14 protein-coding genes are annotated in these 18,464 nt (G+C 68.3%); 8 read left to right on the forward strand and 6 right to left on the reverse strand.

Annotation, left to right across the window (positions count from 1 at the left end):
• Positions 1 to 15: 15 nt before the first annotated feature.
• Positions 16 to 723, reverse strand: a complete 708-nt coding sequence (locus tag C1930_RS17900; protein WP_108757304.1) for a response regulator transcription factor — start codon at positions 721 to 723, stop codon at positions 16 to 18.
• Between the two features lie 103 nt (positions 724 to 826).
• Here C1930_RS17900 and C1930_RS17905 point away from each other — a divergent pair, with 103 nt between their 5' ends.
• The gene (locus C1930_RS17905; RefSeq protein ID WP_108772325.1) at positions 827 to 1,756 is read left to right on the forward strand and encodes a pepsin/retropepsin-like aspartic protease family protein; all 930 of its coding nucleotides are present in this window, start codon (positions 827 to 829) and stop codon (positions 1,754 to 1,756) included.
• A gap of 65 nt (positions 1,757 to 1,821) precedes the next feature.
• Positions 1,822 to 2,988, forward strand: a complete 1,167-nt coding sequence (locus tag C1930_RS17910) for a serine hydrolase domain-containing protein (protein WP_108772326.1) — start codon at positions 1,822 to 1,824, stop codon at positions 2,986 to 2,988.
• Between the two features lie 28 nt (positions 2,989 to 3,016).
• On the opposite strand, the gene C1930_RS17915 is transcribed toward C1930_RS17910, so the two are convergent.
• From C1930_RS17915 to C1930_RS17925, 3 genes are all read right to left on the reverse strand, one after another.
• Entirely contained in the window at positions 3,017 to 3,628 is a 612-nt protein-coding gene (locus C1930_RS17915; protein WP_108757307.1) for a DUF6445 family protein, read from the reverse strand.
• 161 nt (positions 3,629 to 3,789) lie between these two features.
• Positions 3,790 to 5,439: a chaperonin GroEL gene (gene groL / locus C1930_RS17920; protein ID WP_108750286.1), complete on the reverse strand. Its 1,650-nt coding sequence runs from the start codon at positions 5,437 to 5,439 to the stop codon at positions 3,790 to 3,792.
• Positions 5,440 to 5,522: 83 nt separating this feature from the next.
• Positions 5,523 to 5,810 (reverse strand): co-chaperone GroES, encoded by a 288-nt coding sequence (locus C1930_RS17925; RefSeq protein WP_006396661.1) that lies wholly within the window; start codon positions 5,808 to 5,810, stop codon positions 5,523 to 5,525.
• Positions 5,811 to 6,121: 311 nt separating this feature from the next.
• On the opposite strand from C1930_RS17925, the gene C1930_RS17930 reads away from it, so the two are divergent.
• The 5 genes from C1930_RS17930 (at position 6,122) to C1930_RS17950 (ending at position 14,319) form a co-directional block, all read left to right on the forward strand.
• Positions 6,122 to 7,924, forward strand: a complete 1,803-nt coding sequence (locus tag C1930_RS17930; protein WP_108772327.1) for an endonuclease — start codon at positions 6,122 to 6,124, stop codon at positions 7,922 to 7,924.
• Between the two features lie 74 nt (positions 7,925 to 7,998).
• The gene (gene cutA, locus C1930_RS17935; protein ID WP_108754311.1) at positions 7,999 to 8,337 is read left to right on the forward strand and encodes a divalent-cation tolerance protein CutA; all 339 of its coding nucleotides are present in this window, start codon (positions 7,999 to 8,001) and stop codon (positions 8,335 to 8,337) included.
• A complete protein-coding gene (locus C1930_RS17940; RefSeq protein WP_108772328.1) occupies positions 8,334 to 10,709 on the forward strand; it encodes a protein-disulfide reductase DsbD domain-containing protein in 2,376 nt (791 codons plus the stop codon). The genes cutA and C1930_RS17940 overlap by 4 nt, the downstream gene beginning before the upstream one ends.
• The gene (locus tag C1930_RS17945) at positions 10,706 to 11,263 is read left to right on the forward strand and encodes a TlpA disulfide reductase family protein (RefSeq protein ID WP_108772329.1); all 558 of its coding nucleotides are present in this window, start codon (positions 10,706 to 10,708) and stop codon (positions 11,261 to 11,263) included. Before C1930_RS17940 ends, C1930_RS17945 begins: the two co-directional genes overlap by 4 nt.
• A 524-nt stretch (positions 11,264 to 11,787) precedes the next feature.
• Positions 11,788 to 14,319, forward strand: a complete 2,532-nt coding sequence (locus C1930_RS17950; protein ID WP_108772330.1) for a sulfite reductase flavoprotein subunit alpha — start codon at positions 11,788 to 11,790, stop codon at positions 14,317 to 14,319.
• 63 nt (positions 14,320 to 14,382) lie between these two features.
• Here C1930_RS17950 and C1930_RS17955 read toward each other — a convergent pair whose 3' ends face one another.
• Positions 14,383 to 16,920, reverse strand: a complete 2,538-nt coding sequence (locus C1930_RS17955; RefSeq protein WP_108772331.1) for a methyl-accepting chemotaxis protein — start codon at positions 16,918 to 16,920, stop codon at positions 14,383 to 14,385.
• Positions 16,921 to 17,121: 201 nt separating this feature from the next.
• Between C1930_RS17955 and C1930_RS17960 the strand changes: the two genes are divergently transcribed.
• Positions 17,122 to 17,958 (forward strand): arylamine N-acetyltransferase, encoded by an 837-nt coding sequence (locus C1930_RS17960; protein ID WP_108772332.1) that lies wholly within the window; start codon positions 17,122 to 17,124, stop codon positions 17,956 to 17,958.
• Between the two features lie 7 nt (positions 17,959 to 17,965).
• Here the strand turns inward: C1930_RS17960 and C1930_RS17965 are convergent, their stop codons facing one another.
• The gene (locus tag C1930_RS17965) at positions 17,966 to 18,334 is read right to left on the reverse strand and encodes a VOC family protein (protein ID WP_108772333.1); all 369 of its coding nucleotides are present in this window, start codon (positions 18,332 to 18,334) and stop codon (positions 17,966 to 17,968) included.
• Positions 18,335 to 18,464 lie beyond the last annotated feature (130 nt).

Genomic DNA, 18,464 nt, shown 5'->3' on the forward strand with positions numbered 1-18,464 from the left:
TGCTCCAACGCGGTCTCACAGCCGTTGCACCGTCGCACCGAAGCGATAGCCCTCACCGCGCAGGGTCTGCACCAACCCTTCGGCATCGCCGGCGGCCTGGGCCAGTTTGCGACGCAGGCGACTGATGGCCAGATCGACGGCGCGGTCAACGCTGTCGCTGTCATCGCCGCGGGTGAGCTGCATCAACTGCTCGCGGTCCAGCACGCGGCCGGGCCGTTCGGCCAGCGCCTGCAGCAAGGAAAATTCGCCGCGGCTGAGCACGACCTCGGCGCCGTCTGGTGCCAGCAGGCGGCGCTGCTCGGGCAGCAGGCGCCAGCCAGCAAAGCGCAGCTCGATGGGGGTCTGTGCGCGCAGCTTGTCCTGCCGGCGCAACAGCGCGCGCACGCGGGCCAACAGTTCGCGCGGATCGAATGGCTTGGCCAGGTAGTCGTCGGCGCCCATCTCCAGCCCGATCACGCGGTCGGGCGCACTGCCCATCGCCGACAGCATCAGGATCGGAATGGCCCGCGACTGCAGCCGGCGGCACACGGACAGGCCGTCTTCGCCCGGCATCATCCAATCCAGGATGATGGCGTCGGGGCGTTCGGCCTGCAGCAGCATGTCCATGGCCGCCGCATCGGCCGCCACGCGCACGCGGTAGCCGTGCAGCAGCAGGTGGTCGGCGATGGCATCGCGGATGCTGGCATCATCATCCACGACGAAAAGGGTGGCGGTAGCATTCATGCAGCCAGTATGACGGCGCTGTGTATCGGCCCGGTATCAGCAGCGACATACCGGCAACACGCGCCTGCGGCGAAATGGCCACACGTTCCCGAGGAATTCACCGATGCGCCTGGCCCTGCTCCCACTGCTGCTCACTGCCCTGCCTGCCCTGGCCGAGCCCCCTGCCCTGCACAGCCTGCCGATGACGATGCAGGCCAGCCACCCCACCGTGCTGGGCACGCTGGACGGCCGCGACGAACGGCTGTACCTGGTGGTGGACAGCGCCGCCAGCGCGACCCTGCTGGATACCGCCGTGGTGCAGCGCTTCGGGCTGCAGGACGCGAACGCGCGCGATCATGATGCGCAGGGCGCCAGTGCCGGCGGTCTGGCCCTGCGCAGCACGCGCCGCGTGGCGATGGCGCTGGGCAGCCTGCAGCTGCAGGTGACCGCACTGCAGGCCGACCTGGCCAGCCTTTCGTCGGCAGACAGCGCACCGTTGCACGGCATCATCGGCCAGGACATCACCGCAGCCTTCGATACGCGCTGGGATTTCGACCAGTCGCGCCTGCTGCTGTGGCCGGCCCGGTCGCTGCCGACGCCCGATGCGTTCTGCCAGGACAACGCCCTTCCCGATCGCAGTGGCGTGCTGAAGGGCTTCGGCTTCGTCACCCTGCGCCTGGGCGAAGACGGTGTGCAGGCCATCGGCGTGGTCGACACCGGTGCCGCGCAGACCATCCTCAACAACGCGGCGGCCAGCGCCCTGGGCCTGCGCACCGATGGCCGCGATGCGCGCGTGCGGGCGCGCAGCAAGGGCAGCGAAGGGCTGGGCGGCAAGCCGACGCCCACGTGGCTGTACACCCTGCCGGCGCTGGCCAGTACGGGCTGGCAGCACCCCGCGGTGGAAGTGCGCATCAGCGAACTGCCCGTGTTCCGCGCCATCGGCCTGGACCAGCGCCCGGCGGTGATCCTGGGCGCGGACGTGATGCAGGGCGGCCAGGTGGATATCAGTGCCGGCGCCGAGCGGATCTGCCTGCGGCGGCCTACGCAGGGATGACGGTGGGCGATGACGGCGCCGCCGGGCGGGGGTAGGATCGCCCGGTCCCATCAGGAGTTCCGCGCATGTGCCGTGTTTTCCTGCTGTTGCTGACGCTGCTGCCACTGGCCGGATGGGCTGCGCCCGCTCTGCCGGTTCCAACGCCGGAGCGCATCGACGCCGAAGCCCAGCGCCTGATGCGGGCCGCGCATGCACGCGGCATGGCCGTGGCGGTCATTGATGGCGGCAAGGTGGTGCACGTGGCCGCCTATGGCGAACGCAACGCCGCCGGAGAGCCGCTGCGCACCGACACCGTGATGTATGCGGCATCGCTGACCAAGATGGCCTTCGGCCATCTGGTGGCTCAGTTGGCGCAACAGAAGGTGATCGATCTGGATGCCAGCATTGCCACGGCATTGGACAAGCCGCTGCCGGACTACCCTGCCGAAACACGTAAGTACGCCGACTACACCGTGTTGGCCGACGACCCACGCTGGCGCCAGCTGACACCGCGCCTGCTGCTGAACCATGCCAGCGGATTTGCCAACTTCGCTTTCCTAGAACCTGACGGCCGCTTGAAGTTCCACTTCGATCCCGGCAGCCGCTATGGCTACTCCGGCGAGGGGTTGATCCTGCTGCAGTTCGTGCTCGAGCGCGGGCGCCCGGGCCTGGACGTGGGCACGCTGATGCAGCAGCGCGTATTCGACCGCTTCGGCATGCCACGCACCAGCATGATGTGGCGCGACGATTTTGCCGGCAACCTGGCCGATGGCTGGACCCAGCAGGGCAGCGCCGAACCGCACGATGAGCGCAGCCGCGTGCGTGCGGCCGGGTCGATGGACACCACCATCAACGACATGGCCCAGTTCGCCGCCGGCTACGTGCGCGGCGAGGGTCTGTCGACGGCGATGCGCAGGGAGCTGGTGCGCCCGCAGCTGCCGATCACCACCGCCAGCCAGTTCCCCACGCTGCAGCCGGAGCTACCCGCAGCGCAGCAGCGCAGCGATCTGGCGGCCGGCCTGGGCGTGGTGACCTTCCGGGGCCCGCAGGGGCCGGGCTTCTACAAGGGCGGCCACGATGATGCCGTCGGCAATACGCTGGTCTGCCTTGAACAGCGCCAGCGCTGCGTGGTGGTCCTGGGCAACGATGTACGAGCCGAAGCCACCTTCCCTGCATTGGTGGCATTCGTACTGGGCGACACCGGCGTGCCCTGGCAGTGGGAATACGGTGCGTCGAAGGCGTTCGTGAAGTAGATCGGCGCCACGCCGGATGAGCGTGGCCTCAACCGGCCTGTTCGAAGAACATCAGGTAGACCAGGCGCCCGTTCTCCGCGCAGTCGCCGAAGGCAGGCCCGGCGGTGTGCCAGAACCACGGGCGCAGCAGCACCAGGCGGTTGAAACGCATGGGAATGGTCATGGTCGGTTCCCAGGCGCTTTCATCGTTGCTGTCGCGCTCGATGATGTCGCGGTGCATGGCCGCGCCATCGGCGTAGCCCAGTGCGGCCAGCTCGGCCGGGTTCAGTGCCAGGCGGTCGGTGTTGGTGCGGCGGTGGCGGAAAAACTCGGTGCCGCCCTGGCAATGTTCGGGCGCGCTGAGATAGAGGATGCCCGACCAGTGCGAATGGTCGGTATGCACCCGCGCCCGACCCACGTCGTTGGCCAGGGTCAGGCGGAATTTCCCATGCGACTGCAGCGGCTGTACCGGCCGCAGCGGCTCGTTCAGCAGGCGCGAGGCGGCACCGGCCAGCCCCTGCATTTCCAGGCGCTGCAGCGAATTGCGGCCCGGGAACGCGCCATCCTGCTCGGGGTAGTCCAGGCCCAGGCCGGCACGGCGCAGGCCCTGCGCATCGGACGGGGAAAGAAAGTCGTCGACGACGAGGAACGAAGTAGGCATGCGCGGAGGCTAGTGCCGGCAGGTTGCGGCGGCAAGGCAGCGTGCAGCATGAAACCGGCCGGCGCGAACCTGCTTGCGTGCGCGCATCCACGCAGGCCGTGGACCCACAAAAAAACCCCGCCTTGCGGCGGGGTTTTTCATTGCATCGGGAAGACGTGGACTTAGAAGTCCATGCCGCCCATGCCACCCATGCCGCCCATGCCACCGGCGCCGCCCATGGCCGGCTCGTCCTTCTTCGGAGCTTCGGCAACCATGGCTTCGGTGGTGATCATCAGGCCAGCGATCGAAGCAGCGTTCTGCAGCGCCGAACGGGTCACCTTGGTCGGGTCCAGGATGCCGAACTGCAGCATGTCGCCGAACTCACCGGTGGCGGCGTTGTAGCCGAAGCTGCCGCTGCCTTCCTTGACCTTGTTGATGATGACCGACGGCTCTTCACCGGCGTTGGAGACGATTTCGCGCAGCGGGGCTTCCATCGCGCGCAGGGCGATCTGGATGCCGTGGTTCTGGTCTTCGTTGGCACCCTTCAGGCCAGCCAGCGCGGTGACCGCACGGACCAGGGCCACGCCGCCGCCCGGAACCACGCCTTCTTCAACGGCTGCACGGGTAGCGTGCAGGGCGTCGTCGACGCGATCCTTCTTTTCCTTCATTTCGATTTCGGTCGAGGCACCGACCTTGATCACGGCAACGCCGCCGGCCAGCTTGGCCACGCGTTCCTGCAGCTTCTCGCGATCGTAATCGGAGGAGGTGTCCTGGATCTGGGTCTTGATCTGGCCCACGCGTGCATCAACGTTGGCCTTGTCGCCCACGCCGTCGATGATGGTGGTGTTTTCCTTGGAAACCTGCACCTTCTTGGCGCGGCCCAGGTCCTTGATGGTGGCCTTTTCCAGCGACAAGCCCACTTCTTCGGAAATCACGGTGCCGCCGGTCAGCACGGCCATGTCTTCCAGCATCGCCTTGCGACGGTCGCCGAAGCCCGGAGCCTTCACGGCCACGACCTTGACGATGCCACGGATGGTGTTGACCACCAGGGTGGCCAGCGCTTCGCCTTCGACTTCTTCGGCCACGATCAGCAGCGGCTTGCCGGCCTTGGCGACGCCTTCCAGCACCGGCAGCAGGTCACGCACGTTGGAGATCTTCTTGTCGTGCAGCAGGATGAACGGGTCATCCAGGTCAGCGGTCTGCGACTGCTGGTTGTTGATGAAGTACGGGGACAGGTAGCCGCGGTCGAACTGCATGCCCTTGACCACGTCCAGCTCGTTGTCCAGGCCCGAGCCTTCTTCAACGGTGATCACGCCTTCCTTGCCGACTTCCTTCATCGCATCAGCGATGATCTGGCCGATCGACTCGTCCGAGTTGGCCGAGATGGTGCCGACCTGGGCGATGGCCTTGTCGTCAGCGGTGGGCTTGGAGATGTTCTTCAGCTCGGCAACGGCGGCCACGACGGCCTTGTCGATACCGCGCTTCAGGTCCATCGGGTTCATGCCGGCGGCAACAGCCTTGGCACCTTCGCGGATCAGGGCCTGGGCCAGCACGGTGGCGGTGGTGGTGCCGTCGCCAGCGTCGTCGTTGGTGCGCGAAGCGACTTCCTTCACCATCTGCGCGCCCATGTTCTCGAACTTGTCAGCCAGTTCGATTTCCTTGGCGACGGAGACGCCGTCCTTGGTGATGGTCGGGGCGCCGAAGCTCTTTTCCAGCACGACGTTGCGGCCCTTCGGGCCCAGGGTGGCCTTGACGGCATTGGCGAGAACGTTGACGCCGCGCACCATGCGCGAACGGGCGTCTTCACCGAAACGAATATCCTTGGCAGCCATTGCAGTTACCTCATTGGTAGCGCCGGGCCATGCCCGGCGGCTGGGTGTTTGGAATCAGGGGATGCAGCAGGTCGCGGCGGGGCTCAGCCGATGACGGCGAGCACGTCGTCTTCGCGCAGGACCTTGTACTCGACGCCTTCGCTCTTGTACGAGCTGCCGGCGTACTGGCCGTAGATGACCTTGTCGCCGACCTTCAGCGACGGCGCGCGCACGCTGCCGTTGTCCAGCGGCTTGCCCGGGCCGACGGCCACGACTTCACCCTTGGTGGACTTTTCCTTGGCCGAATCCGGAATGACGATGCCACCGGCGGAGATTTCGTCGGCTTCGATCGGCTTGACCACAACGCGGTCGTGCAGCGGCTTGATGCTCATGAGAGACCTCTTAAGTTATTGATTGGTCTGAAAAAGTCTGGCGATTTTAGCACTCACCCAGGGTGACTGCCAGCATTGCGCGTGAAAAAGCCCGACAGGTCGGGAGCAGGACAGAGATGGAGCCCGCCGGGGGCCTTTCAAGGCCATCGCGGCAAAATTTTTCGACGGTGCGCTGCGGCGCGGATCCGGCGAAGTTCCGAGTTTTTTGGTGACGGGCGTCGCAGTGTCAGATATCTGGCGTTCAGTTACGACAAAGTGTCACGTGATCGGCCTTAGTCTCGCCCGGCATTCCCAATCACAAGGAGTAGTCGATGCGATTGCTGTCCCCGCTCGCCGCCGCCTGCCTGCTGGCGCTGGCCGCCGCGCCGGCCCAGGCCGAGGTCTTCATCAACGAACTGCACTACGACGACAGCACCGCTGCCGGCGACGTGGGCGAGGCCATTGAAGTGGTCGCCACCGCCGGTGAGGACCTGTCCGCCTACCGACTGTACCTGTACAACGGCAGCAACCCGTCGGCTGCGGCGGTCTACGCCAACAACCCGGTGCCGGCCGGCACCGCGGCCAGCTGCGGCAGCGCCACCATCGCGGTGGTCACCTACCCGACCAATGGCCTGCAGAACGGGCCGAACGACGGCATCGCCCTGGTCGACGCCAGCGGCAAGGTCGTGCAGTTCCTGAGCTACGAGGGCGCGATCACCGCGGCCGGTGGCCCGGCGGCCGGCATGACCAGCCAGAACATTCCGGTGGCCGAAACCAACAGCACCGCGCCGGGCACCTCGCTGCAGCTGACCGGCAGCGGCAGCCAGTACGCGCACTTCACCTGGGCCGAATCGGCCGGCCAGACCTTCGGCCGCTGCAACACCAGCCAGACCTTCACCGGCGGTGGCGGCACCCCGGGCCCGAACACCCCGCCGTCGGTCAGCACCACCACCCCGGCGCAGGGCAGCAGCACCTTCCCGGCCGCGGCCGATCTGGAAGTGGTGTTCAGCGAGACCGTGACCCTGGCCAGTGGCGCCTTCAGCCTGAGCTGCGGCAGTTCGGGCAGCGTGCCGCTGACCTGGCCGACCAGCGGCCGCACCGTGAAGCTGTCCACCAACACCGCCCTGGTGGCCGGCGAAGCCTGCCGCTTCGACATCCGCGCCGCACGGATCACCGACAGCCAGGGCGCACACCCGGCCGCCGACAGCCGCATCGCCTTCACCGTGGCCAGCACCACCGGCAACCCGGACCCGGGCAACCCCGGCAACCCCGGCACCCCGGAGGGCTACTACTCCAAGGTGAACACCAGCAGCCCCAGCCAGCTGCGCTGCTCGCTGCATGAAACCATCAAGGGCCACACCGCCTACCCGTACAGCGGCTCGGGCACCAGCACCTGGACCATCCTGGAAATCGCCGACGAAGACCCGAACAACAGCGGCAAGATCCTCGATGCCTACCGCAACCGCAGCTACACCAAGGTGACCGACCGTGCCGGCAGTGGCAGCGGCCTGAAGTACAACCGCGAGCACACCTGGCCGAATTCGCTGGGCTTTGCCAGCACCACCGGCGACAAGGGCCTGCCGTACGCCCCGTACACCGATACCCACATGCTGTACCTGACCGACGCGCAGTGGAATGCCGACCGCGGCAACAAGCCCTTCGGCAAGTGCGACAGCAACTGCGGCGAACGCGCCACCGAGGCCAACAACGGCCAGGGCGGCGGCAGCGGCGGCTACCCGGGCAATTCCAACTGGGTGCGCACCCCGGACGGCAACACCGGCACCTTCGAGGTCTGGGGCCAGCGCAAGGGCGACATGGCGCGTGCGGTGATGTACATGGCGATCCGCTATGAGGGCGGCAAGGATGCGGCCACCGGCCAGTCCGAACCGGACCTGGAACTGACCGACGACCGCAGCAAGATCGTCAAGACCAGCAGCTCGCCGGCCTACATGGGCCTGCTGTCCACCCTGATCGACTGGCACCTGGCCGATCCGCCGAGCGACGCCGAGCGCGCCCGCAACGACGTGATCTACAGCTTCCAGGGCAACCGCAACCCGTTCATCGACCACCCCGAGTGGGCCACCCCGGCCCTGTTCACCTCGGCCAAGCCGGCCACCTGCCAGCTGGCCAACTGATCTGCGTTGAAGAAAGTTGCAAATCCCCTGTCCGGCCCTGACCCGGCCGGACAGGGGCCCTATACTCGGCGGTCATGTCGATCGCCGATCCCGTCCTGCTGCTGTTCACCACCTGTCCCGACGCGGACAGTGCCGAACGCATCGCCCACGCACTGGTGGGCGAACAGCTGGCCGCCTGCGTGACCCGCCTGGACGGCGCGCGTTCGACCTACCGCTGGCAAGGCCAGGTGACCACCGATACCGAACTGCAGCTGCTGGTGAAGACCACGGCCAGCCGGGTCGATGCCGCCATCGCCCGGATCGTCGCCCTGCATCCGTATGAACTCCCGGAGTGCATCGCGGTCGAAAGCCGGGCCGGCCTGCCGGCGTATCTGGACTGGATCCGGGCGCAGACCCGGGAGGACACCGTTTGAAGACTCTGTTTGCGCGTGGCGCCGCCCTGTGCGCCCTGTTGTGGCTTTCCCTGCCGGCCTTCGCCCTGGACGAGAAGGACCTGCTGCCGGTGGACCAGGCGTTCGCGCTGACCGCCACCGCGCCCGAACGGGGGCAGATCCAACTGCAGTTCAAGATCGCCCCCGGCTACTACCTGTACCGCCACCGCACCAGCGTGAAGGCCGACACCGCCTTCAATGCCGGCGCGCTGCAGATGCCGGCCGGTGACAAGCACCACGACGATTTCTTCGGTGAGGTGGAAACCTACCGCCAGCGCCTGGTCGCGACCCTGCCCGGCGCGCCCACCGATGCCGCCGGCACGATCAGCCTGGAAGTGCGCTACCAGGGCTGCGCCGACGCCGGCGTGTGCTACCCGCCGCAGAAGCGCGTGGTGCAGGTCACCCTGCCCGGTGGCGATGCGGCGGCAGCGCCGGCCGCGCGCAGCGGCACCACGCCTGCCTTCAACAACCCGCTGGCCGGGGCCGGCACCGCGCGCGGCCTGCAGCTGCCCGGCGCCAGCACGGCCCAGGCCCTGCCGCTGCCGTCGGAACAGGCGTTCGCCTTCGATGCCATCGCCAGCGACGGCAACACCCTGCTGCTGCGCTTCAGCCCGGCGCCGGGCTACTACCTGTACCGCGACCGCACCTCGCTGAAGCTGGAAGGCAGCAGTGGCGTGCTGGCCGACACCCCGCGCTGGCCGAAGGCGCAGTCGCACCGCGATGAACACTTCGGCGATGTCTCGGTGTACTTCAACCAGGTGGAAGTGCCGCTGCCGCTGCGCCGCAGCCGCGCCGATGCGGTGGACGGCACCCTGGTGGTCACCTTCCAGGGCTGCCAGACCGACGGCATCTGCTACCCGCCGATGACCCGCCGGGTGAAGCTGGCCATTCCTGCCGGCAAGGTCAACGCCAGTGCGTCGGCCACCGCTGCACGCAGCGAAGTGATCCAGCCGCTGCCCGGCTCTGCGGCCGATGCCGCACGCGAAGGCGGCGACGGCGCGCTGCGCCGCCTGCTGCCGACCGTGCCGAACGATCCGGCGCCCACTGCGGCAGACACCGCGCCCGGCACGACCGCGTTCGCCGCCGATGCGCGCCCGGACAACGCGCTGCGCACCAAGCCGCCAGGCACCGTGCCGAAGACCGACAGTTCGCTGTTGTGGGTGCTGCTGCTGGCGTTGGGCGGCGGCCTGGTGCTGAACCTGATGCCGTGCGTACTGCCGATCCTGTCGCTGAAGGTCCTGAGCCTGGCACAGAGCGGTGAAAGCGCCGAGCGCGCCCGCAGCCATGCGATGTGGTACACGCTGGGCGTGCTGGTGGCCTTCGCGGTGATCGGCGCCTCGATGGTGGGCCTGCGCATGCTGGGCAACGCGGTGGGCATCGGCTTCCAGCTGCAGCACCCGGCCGTGGTGGCCGCGCTGGCCTACGTGATGTTCGCCGTCGGCCTGAGCCTGTCCGGGGTGTTCACCATGGGCGGTGGCGTGGGCAACTTCGGCCAGTCGCTGGCCAGCCGCAGCGGCCCGGCCGGTGACTTCTTCACCGGCGTGCTGGCCTGCGTGGTCGGCAGTGCCTGCGTGGGTCCGTTCTTCGGCCCGGCCGTGGCCTACGCCTTCGTGGCACCGCCGGTGGCGGCCATGCTGGTGTTCCTGTTCCTGGGCCTGGGCCTGGCCCTGCCGTTCCTGCTGATCGGCTTCGTGCCGGCGCTGGCCCGCCGCCTGCCCAAGCCCGGCCCGTGGATGGAAACCCTGAAGCACGTGCTGGCTTTCCCGATGTACGCCGCCGCGCTGTGGCTGCTGTGGGTGCTGGGCAAGCAGCGCGGCGTGGATGGCATGGCGTTGGCGCTGGGTGGCCTGCTGCTGCTGACCGGCGGTCTGTGGCTGTTCGAAACCAGCCGCTGGCGCAGCAAGCGCGGTGGCATCCTGCTGGGCGTACTGCTGGTGCTGACCGCGCTGGTGCCGGTCTGGGGCGTGACCCAGCTGGCACTGCCGGCGCGCGCCGCCCAGGCCAGCACCGACAACGTGGTGGAGTATTCGCCGCAGTTGCTGGACCGCCTGCGCGCCGACAACCGCGTGGTGTTCGTGAACATGACCGCCGACTGGTGCGTGAGCTGCAAGGCCAACGAACGTGCGGTGCTGTCGCGCCCGGAGTTCAAGGACCTGCTCCGCCGCACCAATGCGGTGTACATGCGCGGTGACTACACCAACGTCGATCCGCAGATCACCGATTTCCTGGAAGAGCACAAGGCCGTAGGCGTGCCGCTGTACGTGGTGTACGGCCCCGGCGCCCCGCCCACCGTGCTGCCCACCCTGCTGACCCAGGCAGTGGTGGAAGAAGCCCTGCTGCGCACCGCGCGGTGAAGTGGCAGCGGCCCGCACTGCTGTGGACAGCGGTGCTGGCCGCCGGCCTGGGCCTGTGGGCCGGGCACCGGCTGACACCGGCGCCGACGGCGCCGCGCGCGCCTTCCGATGCTGCTGTGGCAAGCGCGCCCACGTTGCGCCCCGGTGATGCCCTGCCCGCGCTGGTACTGCCCGACCCATCGGGCCAGCCGCTGGACATCCGCCAGCGCTTCGCCGGGCGGCCGCTGCTGGTGAATGTCTGGGCCAGCTGGTGCGGCCCCTGCGTGGAAGAAATGCCCGAGCTGCAACGCTTCGCCCAGGCACAGGGGAGCACCGGTGTGCAGGTGTTGGGGCTGGCCATGGATACCCCCGAGGGCGTGGCTGATTTCCTGCAGCGGGTGCCGGTGCACTACCCCATCGTGCTGGACACGCCGGGCCCGCGCGATGCCAGCGTGCAGTTGGGCAACGCGCAGGGCCTGCTGCCCTACAGCGTGCTGTTCGACGCGGACGGGCGCATGGTCAAGGCCAAGCTGGGCCCGTTCGCGCACGGCGAGATTGCCGGCTGGGTGAAATAGGGGTTTTGCAGGGCTGCGCCCTGCACCTGCCGAAGCAACGTCCACGTCAAAAGCTGGGTATCCGTGGGATGGCGGGGCGGTGTGGGTAACGGCGACTGTTCGAACGCTCGGCTGTTGGTAGGTGTCGACCTTGGTCGACACATCTGTCAGATATCCAGAACGATCTGGGGTCGGAGCCCGTTGCGCAGCAACGGGATCCGACCCCGTGCCGTTCCAACAGCGCGCGGAAAACTGTCGAAGGCGGGGTGGGTCCGGTCGAGGGGGCGTGAGCCGCATGGATGCGGCGACCGAGCTTACATGGACGTACTTGCAGCGTCCCCCTCGACCGGACCCACCCCGCCATCCCACGGAATGCCCGCTTTGGCCTTTGACGTGGACGTTGACGTTGCTTCGGCGGGTGCAGGGCGCAGCCCTGCCGGAACACCCTCCTTGACCAGGGCCGGTCGTGACCGGGAGAATTCCGAGATTAATTCTCATTTACTGTTGCGCAGGGATGCCGCGGCAGACCCACGGCCCCCTTCCCGATGTTCAAGAACGTCCTGTTCCAGCTGCACTGGTTCCTCGGCATCACCGCCGGCACCATCCTGGCCATCATGGGCCTGAGTGGCGCGGCGCTGTCGTTCGAGGACGAGCTGCTGCGCGCTGCGAACCCCGGCTTGGCCGGCATTGCCGAACATCATGCCGACGGCCAGCCGCCGCTGAGCCTGGACGAACTGGTACCGATGCTGCAGGCCGACAGCGACCGGCCCCTGCAACGTCTGCGCGTGGATGCCACCGGCCAGCGCCCCTCGGTGGCGCGCTTTGAAGGCGGCAAGGAACACTGGGTCTACTTCGACCCGTACAGCGGTGAGCGCTTCAGCACGCTGCGCGGCCAGGCCTTCTTCGACTTCGTCGAAGACCTGCACCGGCACCTGGCCGCAGGCGAGCGCGGCAAGGTGCTGACCGGCAGCTGCGCGATCATCCTGCTGTTCTTCGTGCTTTCCGGCCTCTACCTGCGCTGGCCACGCCAGTGGTGGCGCCCTCGCACCTGGCTGGCCGTGGAATGGAAACGCAGCGGACGCAGCTTCCTGTGGAGCCTGCACTCGGTGGTCGGCACCTGGGTGCTGCTGGTCTACCTGGTCATCGTGCTGACCGGCCTGTGGTGGTCGTTCGACTGGTACCGCGACGGTGTCACCCGCCTGCTGGGCGACGGCCGCAGTGCCCCCCGTGCCCACGTGCAGCCCGGCCCGCTGGACCTGACGCGGGTGCAGGAAAGCCTGTACGCCCTGCCCGGCGTGCGCAGTGGTTACATCGACCTGCGCCTGCCCGGCAAAGCCGGCCAGCCGATCACCGCACGGGTGATGGCCGGTGATCCGGCGCTGCGCGGTGGCGGCCACGACCGCGCCCAGGACAGCCTGCAGATCGACCCGGGTACCGGCGCCGTACTGGAACACCGCCCTTACGGCCAGCTGGATGCGGGCGGCAAGGTGATGACCAGCATGTTCGCACTGCACTCGGGCAGCTTCTTCGGCCTGCCCGGTCGCGTGATCGTCATGCTGTCCAGCCTGTGCATGACCCTGTTCTTCATCACCGGCTGGATGCTGTACCTGGACCGTCGCCGCAGCCAACGCGCCGCGCGCGCGTTGCGCCAGTCGCTGCCGGACAGCGGCGCCAGCGTCGCCCACGAAGGCACGCCGTGGCGGGTGGTACACGCCAGCCAGAGCGGCCTGGCCGAACAGCTGGCCTGGCGCGCAGCGGCCCAACTGCAGGCGGCCGGGCATCCGGTGCAGGTGCTGCCGCTTGCGCGGCTCAGCCTGCAACAGCTGCAGGACACGCCGCAGGTGCTGTTCATGCTCAGCACCTTCGGCGATGGCGAGCCACCGGACAATGCGCGCCGAGCGGCCCGCCAGCTGCTCGCGCAGTCGGCCGATCTTTCCAGTCTGCGCTATGGCCTGCTGGCGCTGGGCGATCGCCAGTACCCGCACTACTGCGCCTTCGGCGTGCAAGTGGATGACTGGCTGGCACGCAACGGCGCGCAGCCGTTGTTCGACCGCATCGACGTGGATGCGGCCGCGGTGGCGTCGCTGCGCCAGTGGCAGCTGCAGCTGGGTGCGTTGACCGGCATCCACACCGACGACAGCGTGCTGCCACCGGCCACCGTGCTGCATGATTGGCAACTGCTGGAGCGCACGCTGTTGAATCCCGGAAGCATGGGCGGGCAGATCTGGCGCATCCGCCTGGCCACGCCCGCGAACCAGCACTGGAAGGCCGGCGACATCCTGCACATCGCACCGCGCAACGCCGCCGCGCACGCACGCGCCGTACTGCAGGCGCACGGGTTGGACCCGCTGCAGCCCACGCTCGTGGATGGACAGACCCGCACCCTGCTGCAGCTGGCCAGCGAGCGCGTGCTGCCCGATGGCCAGCCGGCCATGCCGGTGCAGGACGCCTGCCTGTGGTTGTCCGGGCTGCCGCTGCTGCCCAGCCGTGAATACTCGATCGCCTCCTGTGCTGCCGATGGCGTGGTGGAACTGGTGGTACGCCTGACCCACGACAGTGCCGGGCGTGCCGGCCTGGGCTCCGGCTGGCTGGCCGTGCACGCGGTGCCTGGCGAAAACATTGCCGCGCGCGCGCACCATAACCCCGGTTTCCAGCGCGTAGCCGGAACCCCGATGGTGCTGATCGGCAACGGCACCGGCATTGCCGGCCTGCGCAGCCTGCTGCGCGAAGCGGCGGCCGATGGCGAGCACGGGCATTGGCTGCTGTTCGGCGAGCGCCAGCGCGCGCATGACCTGCTGTTCGCCGATGAGCTTGCGCAGTGGCAGGCTGACGGCCACCTGGCACGCGTGGACCTGGCGTTCTCGCGCGATGCCGACGGTGGCGGCTACGTGCAGCACCGGCTGCAGGCCGCAACCGGTGAACTGCAGGCGTGGCTGGCACGCGGTGCGGTGATCCACGTCTGCGGTTCGCTGCAGGGCATGGCCGAAGGCGTGGACCAGGTGCTGCGCGCCGCGCTGGGCGACGATGCCGTGGAAACGCTGCTGGAGAACGGGCGCTACCGCCGCGACGTGTACTGAGTTGATCGGCCGGGCATGGCCCGGCGCTTCCCGGTAACGCCGGGCCTTGCCCGTCGAGGGCGATCAGGCGGCCGCGCGTGGGCGCCGCTGCGGTTGCAGGCGGAACGCCGATACCGCTTCGGCCAGGGCCTGTACCTGTGCCTGCATCTGCGCCGTGGAGGCGCCAGCCTCTTCCACCAGAGTGGCATTGCGCTGCGTACTCGATTCCATCTGCACGATGGTCTGGTTCACCTGCGCGATGCCGGCGTGCTGTTCCTGCGATGCGCTGCGGATGGCGGCGAGCAGTTCAGCCAGCTGCTGCACGCTGCCGACGATATCGCCCATCGTGGTGCCGGCCTGCTCAGCCAACGCATTGCCCCGGGCAACGCGGGTCACCGAATCTTCGATCAGCCCTTTGATCTGCTTGGCCGCCTCGGCACTGCGCTGGGCCAGCAGGCGCACCTCCGAGGCCACCACTGCGAAGCTGCGGCCCTGCTCGCCAGCACGCGCGGCTTCAACTGCGGCGTTCAGTGCCAGGATGTTGGTCTGGAAGGCGATGCCGTCGATCAACTGGGTGATGTCACCGATACGGCGCGAGGCTGCGCTGATGCCGTGCATGGTTGCCACCACCTGACCGACTGCCTGGCCGCCGCGCGCCGCCACGGCTGCCGCGCCCTGCACCAGCGCGTCGGCGCGGCCGGCGGCATCGGCGTTGCGGCCAACGGTGTCTGTCAGCTCGTGCAGGGAGGCGGCGGTCTCTTCCAGGTTGGCCGCCTGCTGTTCAGTCCGTTGCGATAGATCGTGGTGGCCGGACACGATTTCGCCAACGCCCAGATCCAGCTGCGCGGTGGCCTGTTGGATGCGGGTGACGATGCGCCCAAGCTGGCCAACGGTGGCATTGGCATCGTCGCGCATGCGTGCGAAAACGCCTTGCAGGTCGCCTTCCATGCGCACGCTCAGGTCGCCGCGCGCCAGTGCCGCCAGCAGCGCCTGCAGGTCGGCAAGGTTGGTCTCAAAGGTGGCCAGAAGATGGTTGATGCTGGTGGACAGGGTACGTACGAAGCCCTGCTTCCCTTCCAGTGCAATGCGGCCGTGCAGGTCGCCGTGCGCAGCGGCATCGACCAGTGCCGCCACCTCGGTTTCCAGCAGAGTTTCCAGCGCACGGCTGCGCCATTCCACCGCCACCCCAAGGAAGTGCCCGTCGTCGACAATGGCGTTGGCAATCAGCTGGTAGCGCACGCCCGCATGCGCGATCTCGTGCTCCTCGCGGCGGCGTGCGCCGGCCAGGCGGACCATCGCCGGATGCAGGCGCGCGGCATCACTGCCCACCAGGGTGTCGATCTGCAGCGCCAGCAGCTGCAGCAGCGCCGGGTTGGCGTAGGCCACGCGGCCCTCGGCGTCGATCACCATCAAACCGGTCTGTGCACTGTCCAGCGCCTGGCGCACCCGGGTATTGCCACGCGCGACCGCACGCTCGTCTTCGATCCGTGCGCGCAGCCGCTGCTGCATGTGGATCAGCCGCTGTGCCAGCTGGCCGATCTCATCGCTGTCGTTGTGCACGCGCAGGGTGGTATCCAGGCGGTCGTCGGCGATGTCGCTGGCGAAGCGCAGCGTGTCCTGGATCGGGCGGCGTACGGCGCGCAGGACCAGCACCAGACTGGTGATCAGCACGCCCGCAACCAGCACGAGGGTGAAGGCGAACAACGCGCCCATGGTACGTGCGCCCCGTTGCTGGCGGGACTGTACCTGCGCCAGTGCGGTCCGCTGTGCTTCCTGGAACGTGGCCACTGCCGGCGCCACGGCGGCGGCGGTATCCAGCAGGGACAGCGCTTCCACGTCCAGGCCGACCCGCGCGGCGGTATAGCCCAGCAACGCGGCCTGATAGGCATCCATGGCGCTGCGCAGACGTTCCTGGGCATCGGCCGACAACCCGACCAGGGCGAGGTCGAACGGTAGTTTCTCTTCGCTTGCGCGGTCTGCATGGGTGGAGTCGCCATCGAGCAGCAGCAGCGCTTCCTGCCGGCGCATCTTCTGGACATGCAGCTCCAGCGCGGGACGCTGCTGCGCCGCCACCGCCGCCTGCAGCGTATCGGCAGCCTGCTGCAGCTGCGCGGCCAAACCCGCCTCGCCCCGTCCCATCTCGTCAACACGCGCGAACAGCGCCGTGATGCCGTCGGAGAAGCCGTCCACGGCCTCCGCCAGAGACTGCAGTGCCTTGCGCCGGCCAGCGTCCATGGGTTGCGCACGCAGCGCCTGCAGGTCGCGTTGCAGCGACTGCTGCGTGACCAGCAATTGGCTGCGGTCGGCATCGTCGAAACTGCGTGCATACTGTGTTTGCAGGCGACGCGCCTCGGCCACACGGGTGGCCAGCGCTGCGGCCAGATCGCTGCCACGCTGGTAGCTGGCCTGCGTGCGTGCGGCCTGTGCGCTGGCGTGGCCGGTCCAGGCATACACCCCAGCGATGGCCACCAGGCCCAGGCCGCAGACCCACAGGGTGGCTTTCAGCTTGTTGGCGACGCTGAGCCGATGCGGCTGCAGCCAGCGCAGCACGCCAGGAAACGCCGAGCGCAGACCATCCAGGCGGGTGCGCAGGGACCGGAGGCGGGGCACCGCGATCAACATGACAGACTCCAGGCAGAAGGACGCATCTGTATCGGCCTGGATCGCCTGGACTTTAGCATTTCTTTCGGCGGCCATCGCCGCACCAGCGGTCGCGGTCTTTGTACCGGCCACAGACGACGAGGAAATGACACCGCCCTGCCGCTTGACCTCAACCCCGGTTGCGGTTGCACAGTAGGGATCTATGCCCCGCCTGGTGCCGTGATGACCACGCTCGATATCCCCCGCTACCTGCAACGCCTGCAGCTGTCGGCCGCGCCGGCTGCCACCCTTGCTGGGCTGGCCGAGCTGCAGCAGCGCCACAACGCCCACGTACCCTTCGAGACGCTGACCTGCCTGCTGCGCGATGCGGTGCCGATCGATCTGGACAGCGTGCAGCGCAAGCTGCTGCACGCCCAGCGCGGCGGTTACTGCTTCGAGCTCAACGGCGCCTTCCTGGCGCTGCTGCAGGCGCTGGGTTTCGACGCCCACCCGCTGAGCGCGCGCGTGCTGCTGTCGGCCAGCGATGGCGAACTGACCCCGCGTACCCATTTGTTGATCCGGGTACGCCTGGATGACGGGGACTGGCTGGTGGACACCGGCTTTGGCAGCCTGACCCCGACCGTACCGCTGCGCCTGCGCGAGATCGCCGTGCAGGACACGCCCCACGAGCGCTATCGCCTGCAGCGGCTGGACGATGGTGATTTCCTGCTGGCGGCCAGCAGTGGCGATGACTGGCGTTCGCTGTATCGCTTCGACCTGGCCTCACCGGCGCCGGCCGACAACGAAGTAGGCAACTGGTATGTGTGCACGCACCCGCACTCGAGTTTCCCGGGCGAGCTGCGTGCTTCGCTGACCGGCCCGAACTGGCGCCGCACCATCGGCAGCGGCAACTACACCGAGTACCGCCACGGCCAGACGCCGCAGAAGCGGGCGCTGCGCGATGTGGTCGATGTGCGGCAGGTGCTGCAGGACCGCTTCGGCGTGCGGCTTCCCGACGATGCGCGGCTGGACCCCGCCATTGCAGGGTGGTTGCAGCGTTGGCAGTCCGCTGCCGCGTAGCCGGGCGTCAGGCTGCCGGGGCCTGCACGGCAATGCGGTTGCCTTCGCTGTCAGCGATCTCGGCCACGTGCCACTCACCGGCCTGGGCGGGGCCGAACCGCAGCGCGGCGCCGGCCTGCAGCGCACGGGCCAGGCTGGCGTCCAGGTCATCAACACCGATGTAGATGCGCGCACCCTGCTCCGAGGGCCGATAGTCCGCTCCCTGTACCAGGGCCAGGCTGGCGCCGCCAGCGTCATCGTCGAACGGCAGGTAGGCCATCATGCAGTCATGCACCGGCACCGGGGCATCGATCACCACCTGCAGCCATCGCTGGTAGAACGCAATGGCACGGGCCAGGTCGGCTACCGGAATCTCGACATGCATGACAGGGTTCATCGCTGCGCCACTTCGCTTCAGATGATGCGCAGGGTAATCGCCTTCGGCATGGCGCGGGGGCCATCGCCGGCACCGAGCCTGTCGCGGAGCATGGAGGGCGGCACGCCACCGGCACGCTGTGGCTGGCATG

Origin of the sequence: Stenotrophomonas sp. SAU14A_NAIMI4_8 (assembly GCF_003086695.1) — a bacterium.
In the GTDB taxonomy this organism is placed as follows: Bacteria; Pseudomonadota; Gammaproteobacteria; order Xanthomonadales; family Xanthomonadaceae; genus Stenotrophomonas.

What these genes read in the sequence shown, in the direction of transcription:
- C1930_RS17950 (WP_108772330.1), top strand. Translation starts at nt 11,788, where the DNA reads ATGTTCAAGAACGTCCTGTTCCAGCTGCACTGGTTCCTCGGCATCACC.
- C1930_RS17915 (WP_108757307.1), bottom strand. Translation starts at nt 3,628, where the DNA reads ATGCCTACTTCGTTCCTCGTCGTCGACGACTTTCTTTCCCCGTCCGAT.
- C1930_RS17905 (WP_108772325.1), top strand. Translation starts at nt 827, where the DNA reads ATGCGCCTGGCCCTGCTCCCACTGCTGCTCACTGCCCTGCCTGCCCTG.
- C1930_RS17910 (WP_108772326.1), top strand. Translation starts at nt 1,822, where the DNA reads ATGTGCCGTGTTTTCCTGCTGTTGCTGACGCTGCTGCCACTGGCCGGA.
- C1930_RS17955 (WP_108772331.1), bottom strand. Translation starts at nt 16,920, where the DNA reads ATGTTGATCGCGGTGCCCCGCCTCCGGTCCCTGCGCACCCGCCTGGAT.
- groL (WP_108750286.1), bottom strand. Translation starts at nt 5,439, where the DNA reads ATGGCTGCCAAGGATATTCGTTTCGGTGAAGACGCCCGTTCGCGCATG.
- cutA (WP_108754311.1), top strand. Translation starts at nt 7,999, where the DNA reads ATGTCGATCGCCGATCCCGTCCTGCTGCTGTTCACCACCTGTCCCGAC.
- C1930_RS17960 (WP_108772332.1), top strand. Translation starts at nt 17,122, where the DNA reads ATGACCACGCTCGATATCCCCCGCTACCTGCAACGCCTGCAGCTGTCG.
- C1930_RS17930 (WP_108772327.1), top strand. Translation starts at nt 6,122, where the DNA reads ATGCGATTGCTGTCCCCGCTCGCCGCCGCCTGCCTGCTGGCGCTGGCC.
- C1930_RS17900 (WP_108757304.1), bottom strand. Translation starts at nt 723, where the DNA reads ATGAATGCTACCGCCACCCTTTTCGTCGTGGATGATGATGCCAGCATC.
- C1930_RS17925 (WP_006396661.1), bottom strand. Translation starts at nt 5,810, where the DNA reads ATGAGCATCAAGCCGCTGCACGACCGCGTTGTGGTCAAGCCGATCGAA.
- C1930_RS17965 (WP_108772333.1), bottom strand. Translation starts at nt 18,334, where the DNA reads ATGAACCCTGTCATGCATGTCGAGATTCCGGTAGCCGACCTGGCCCGT.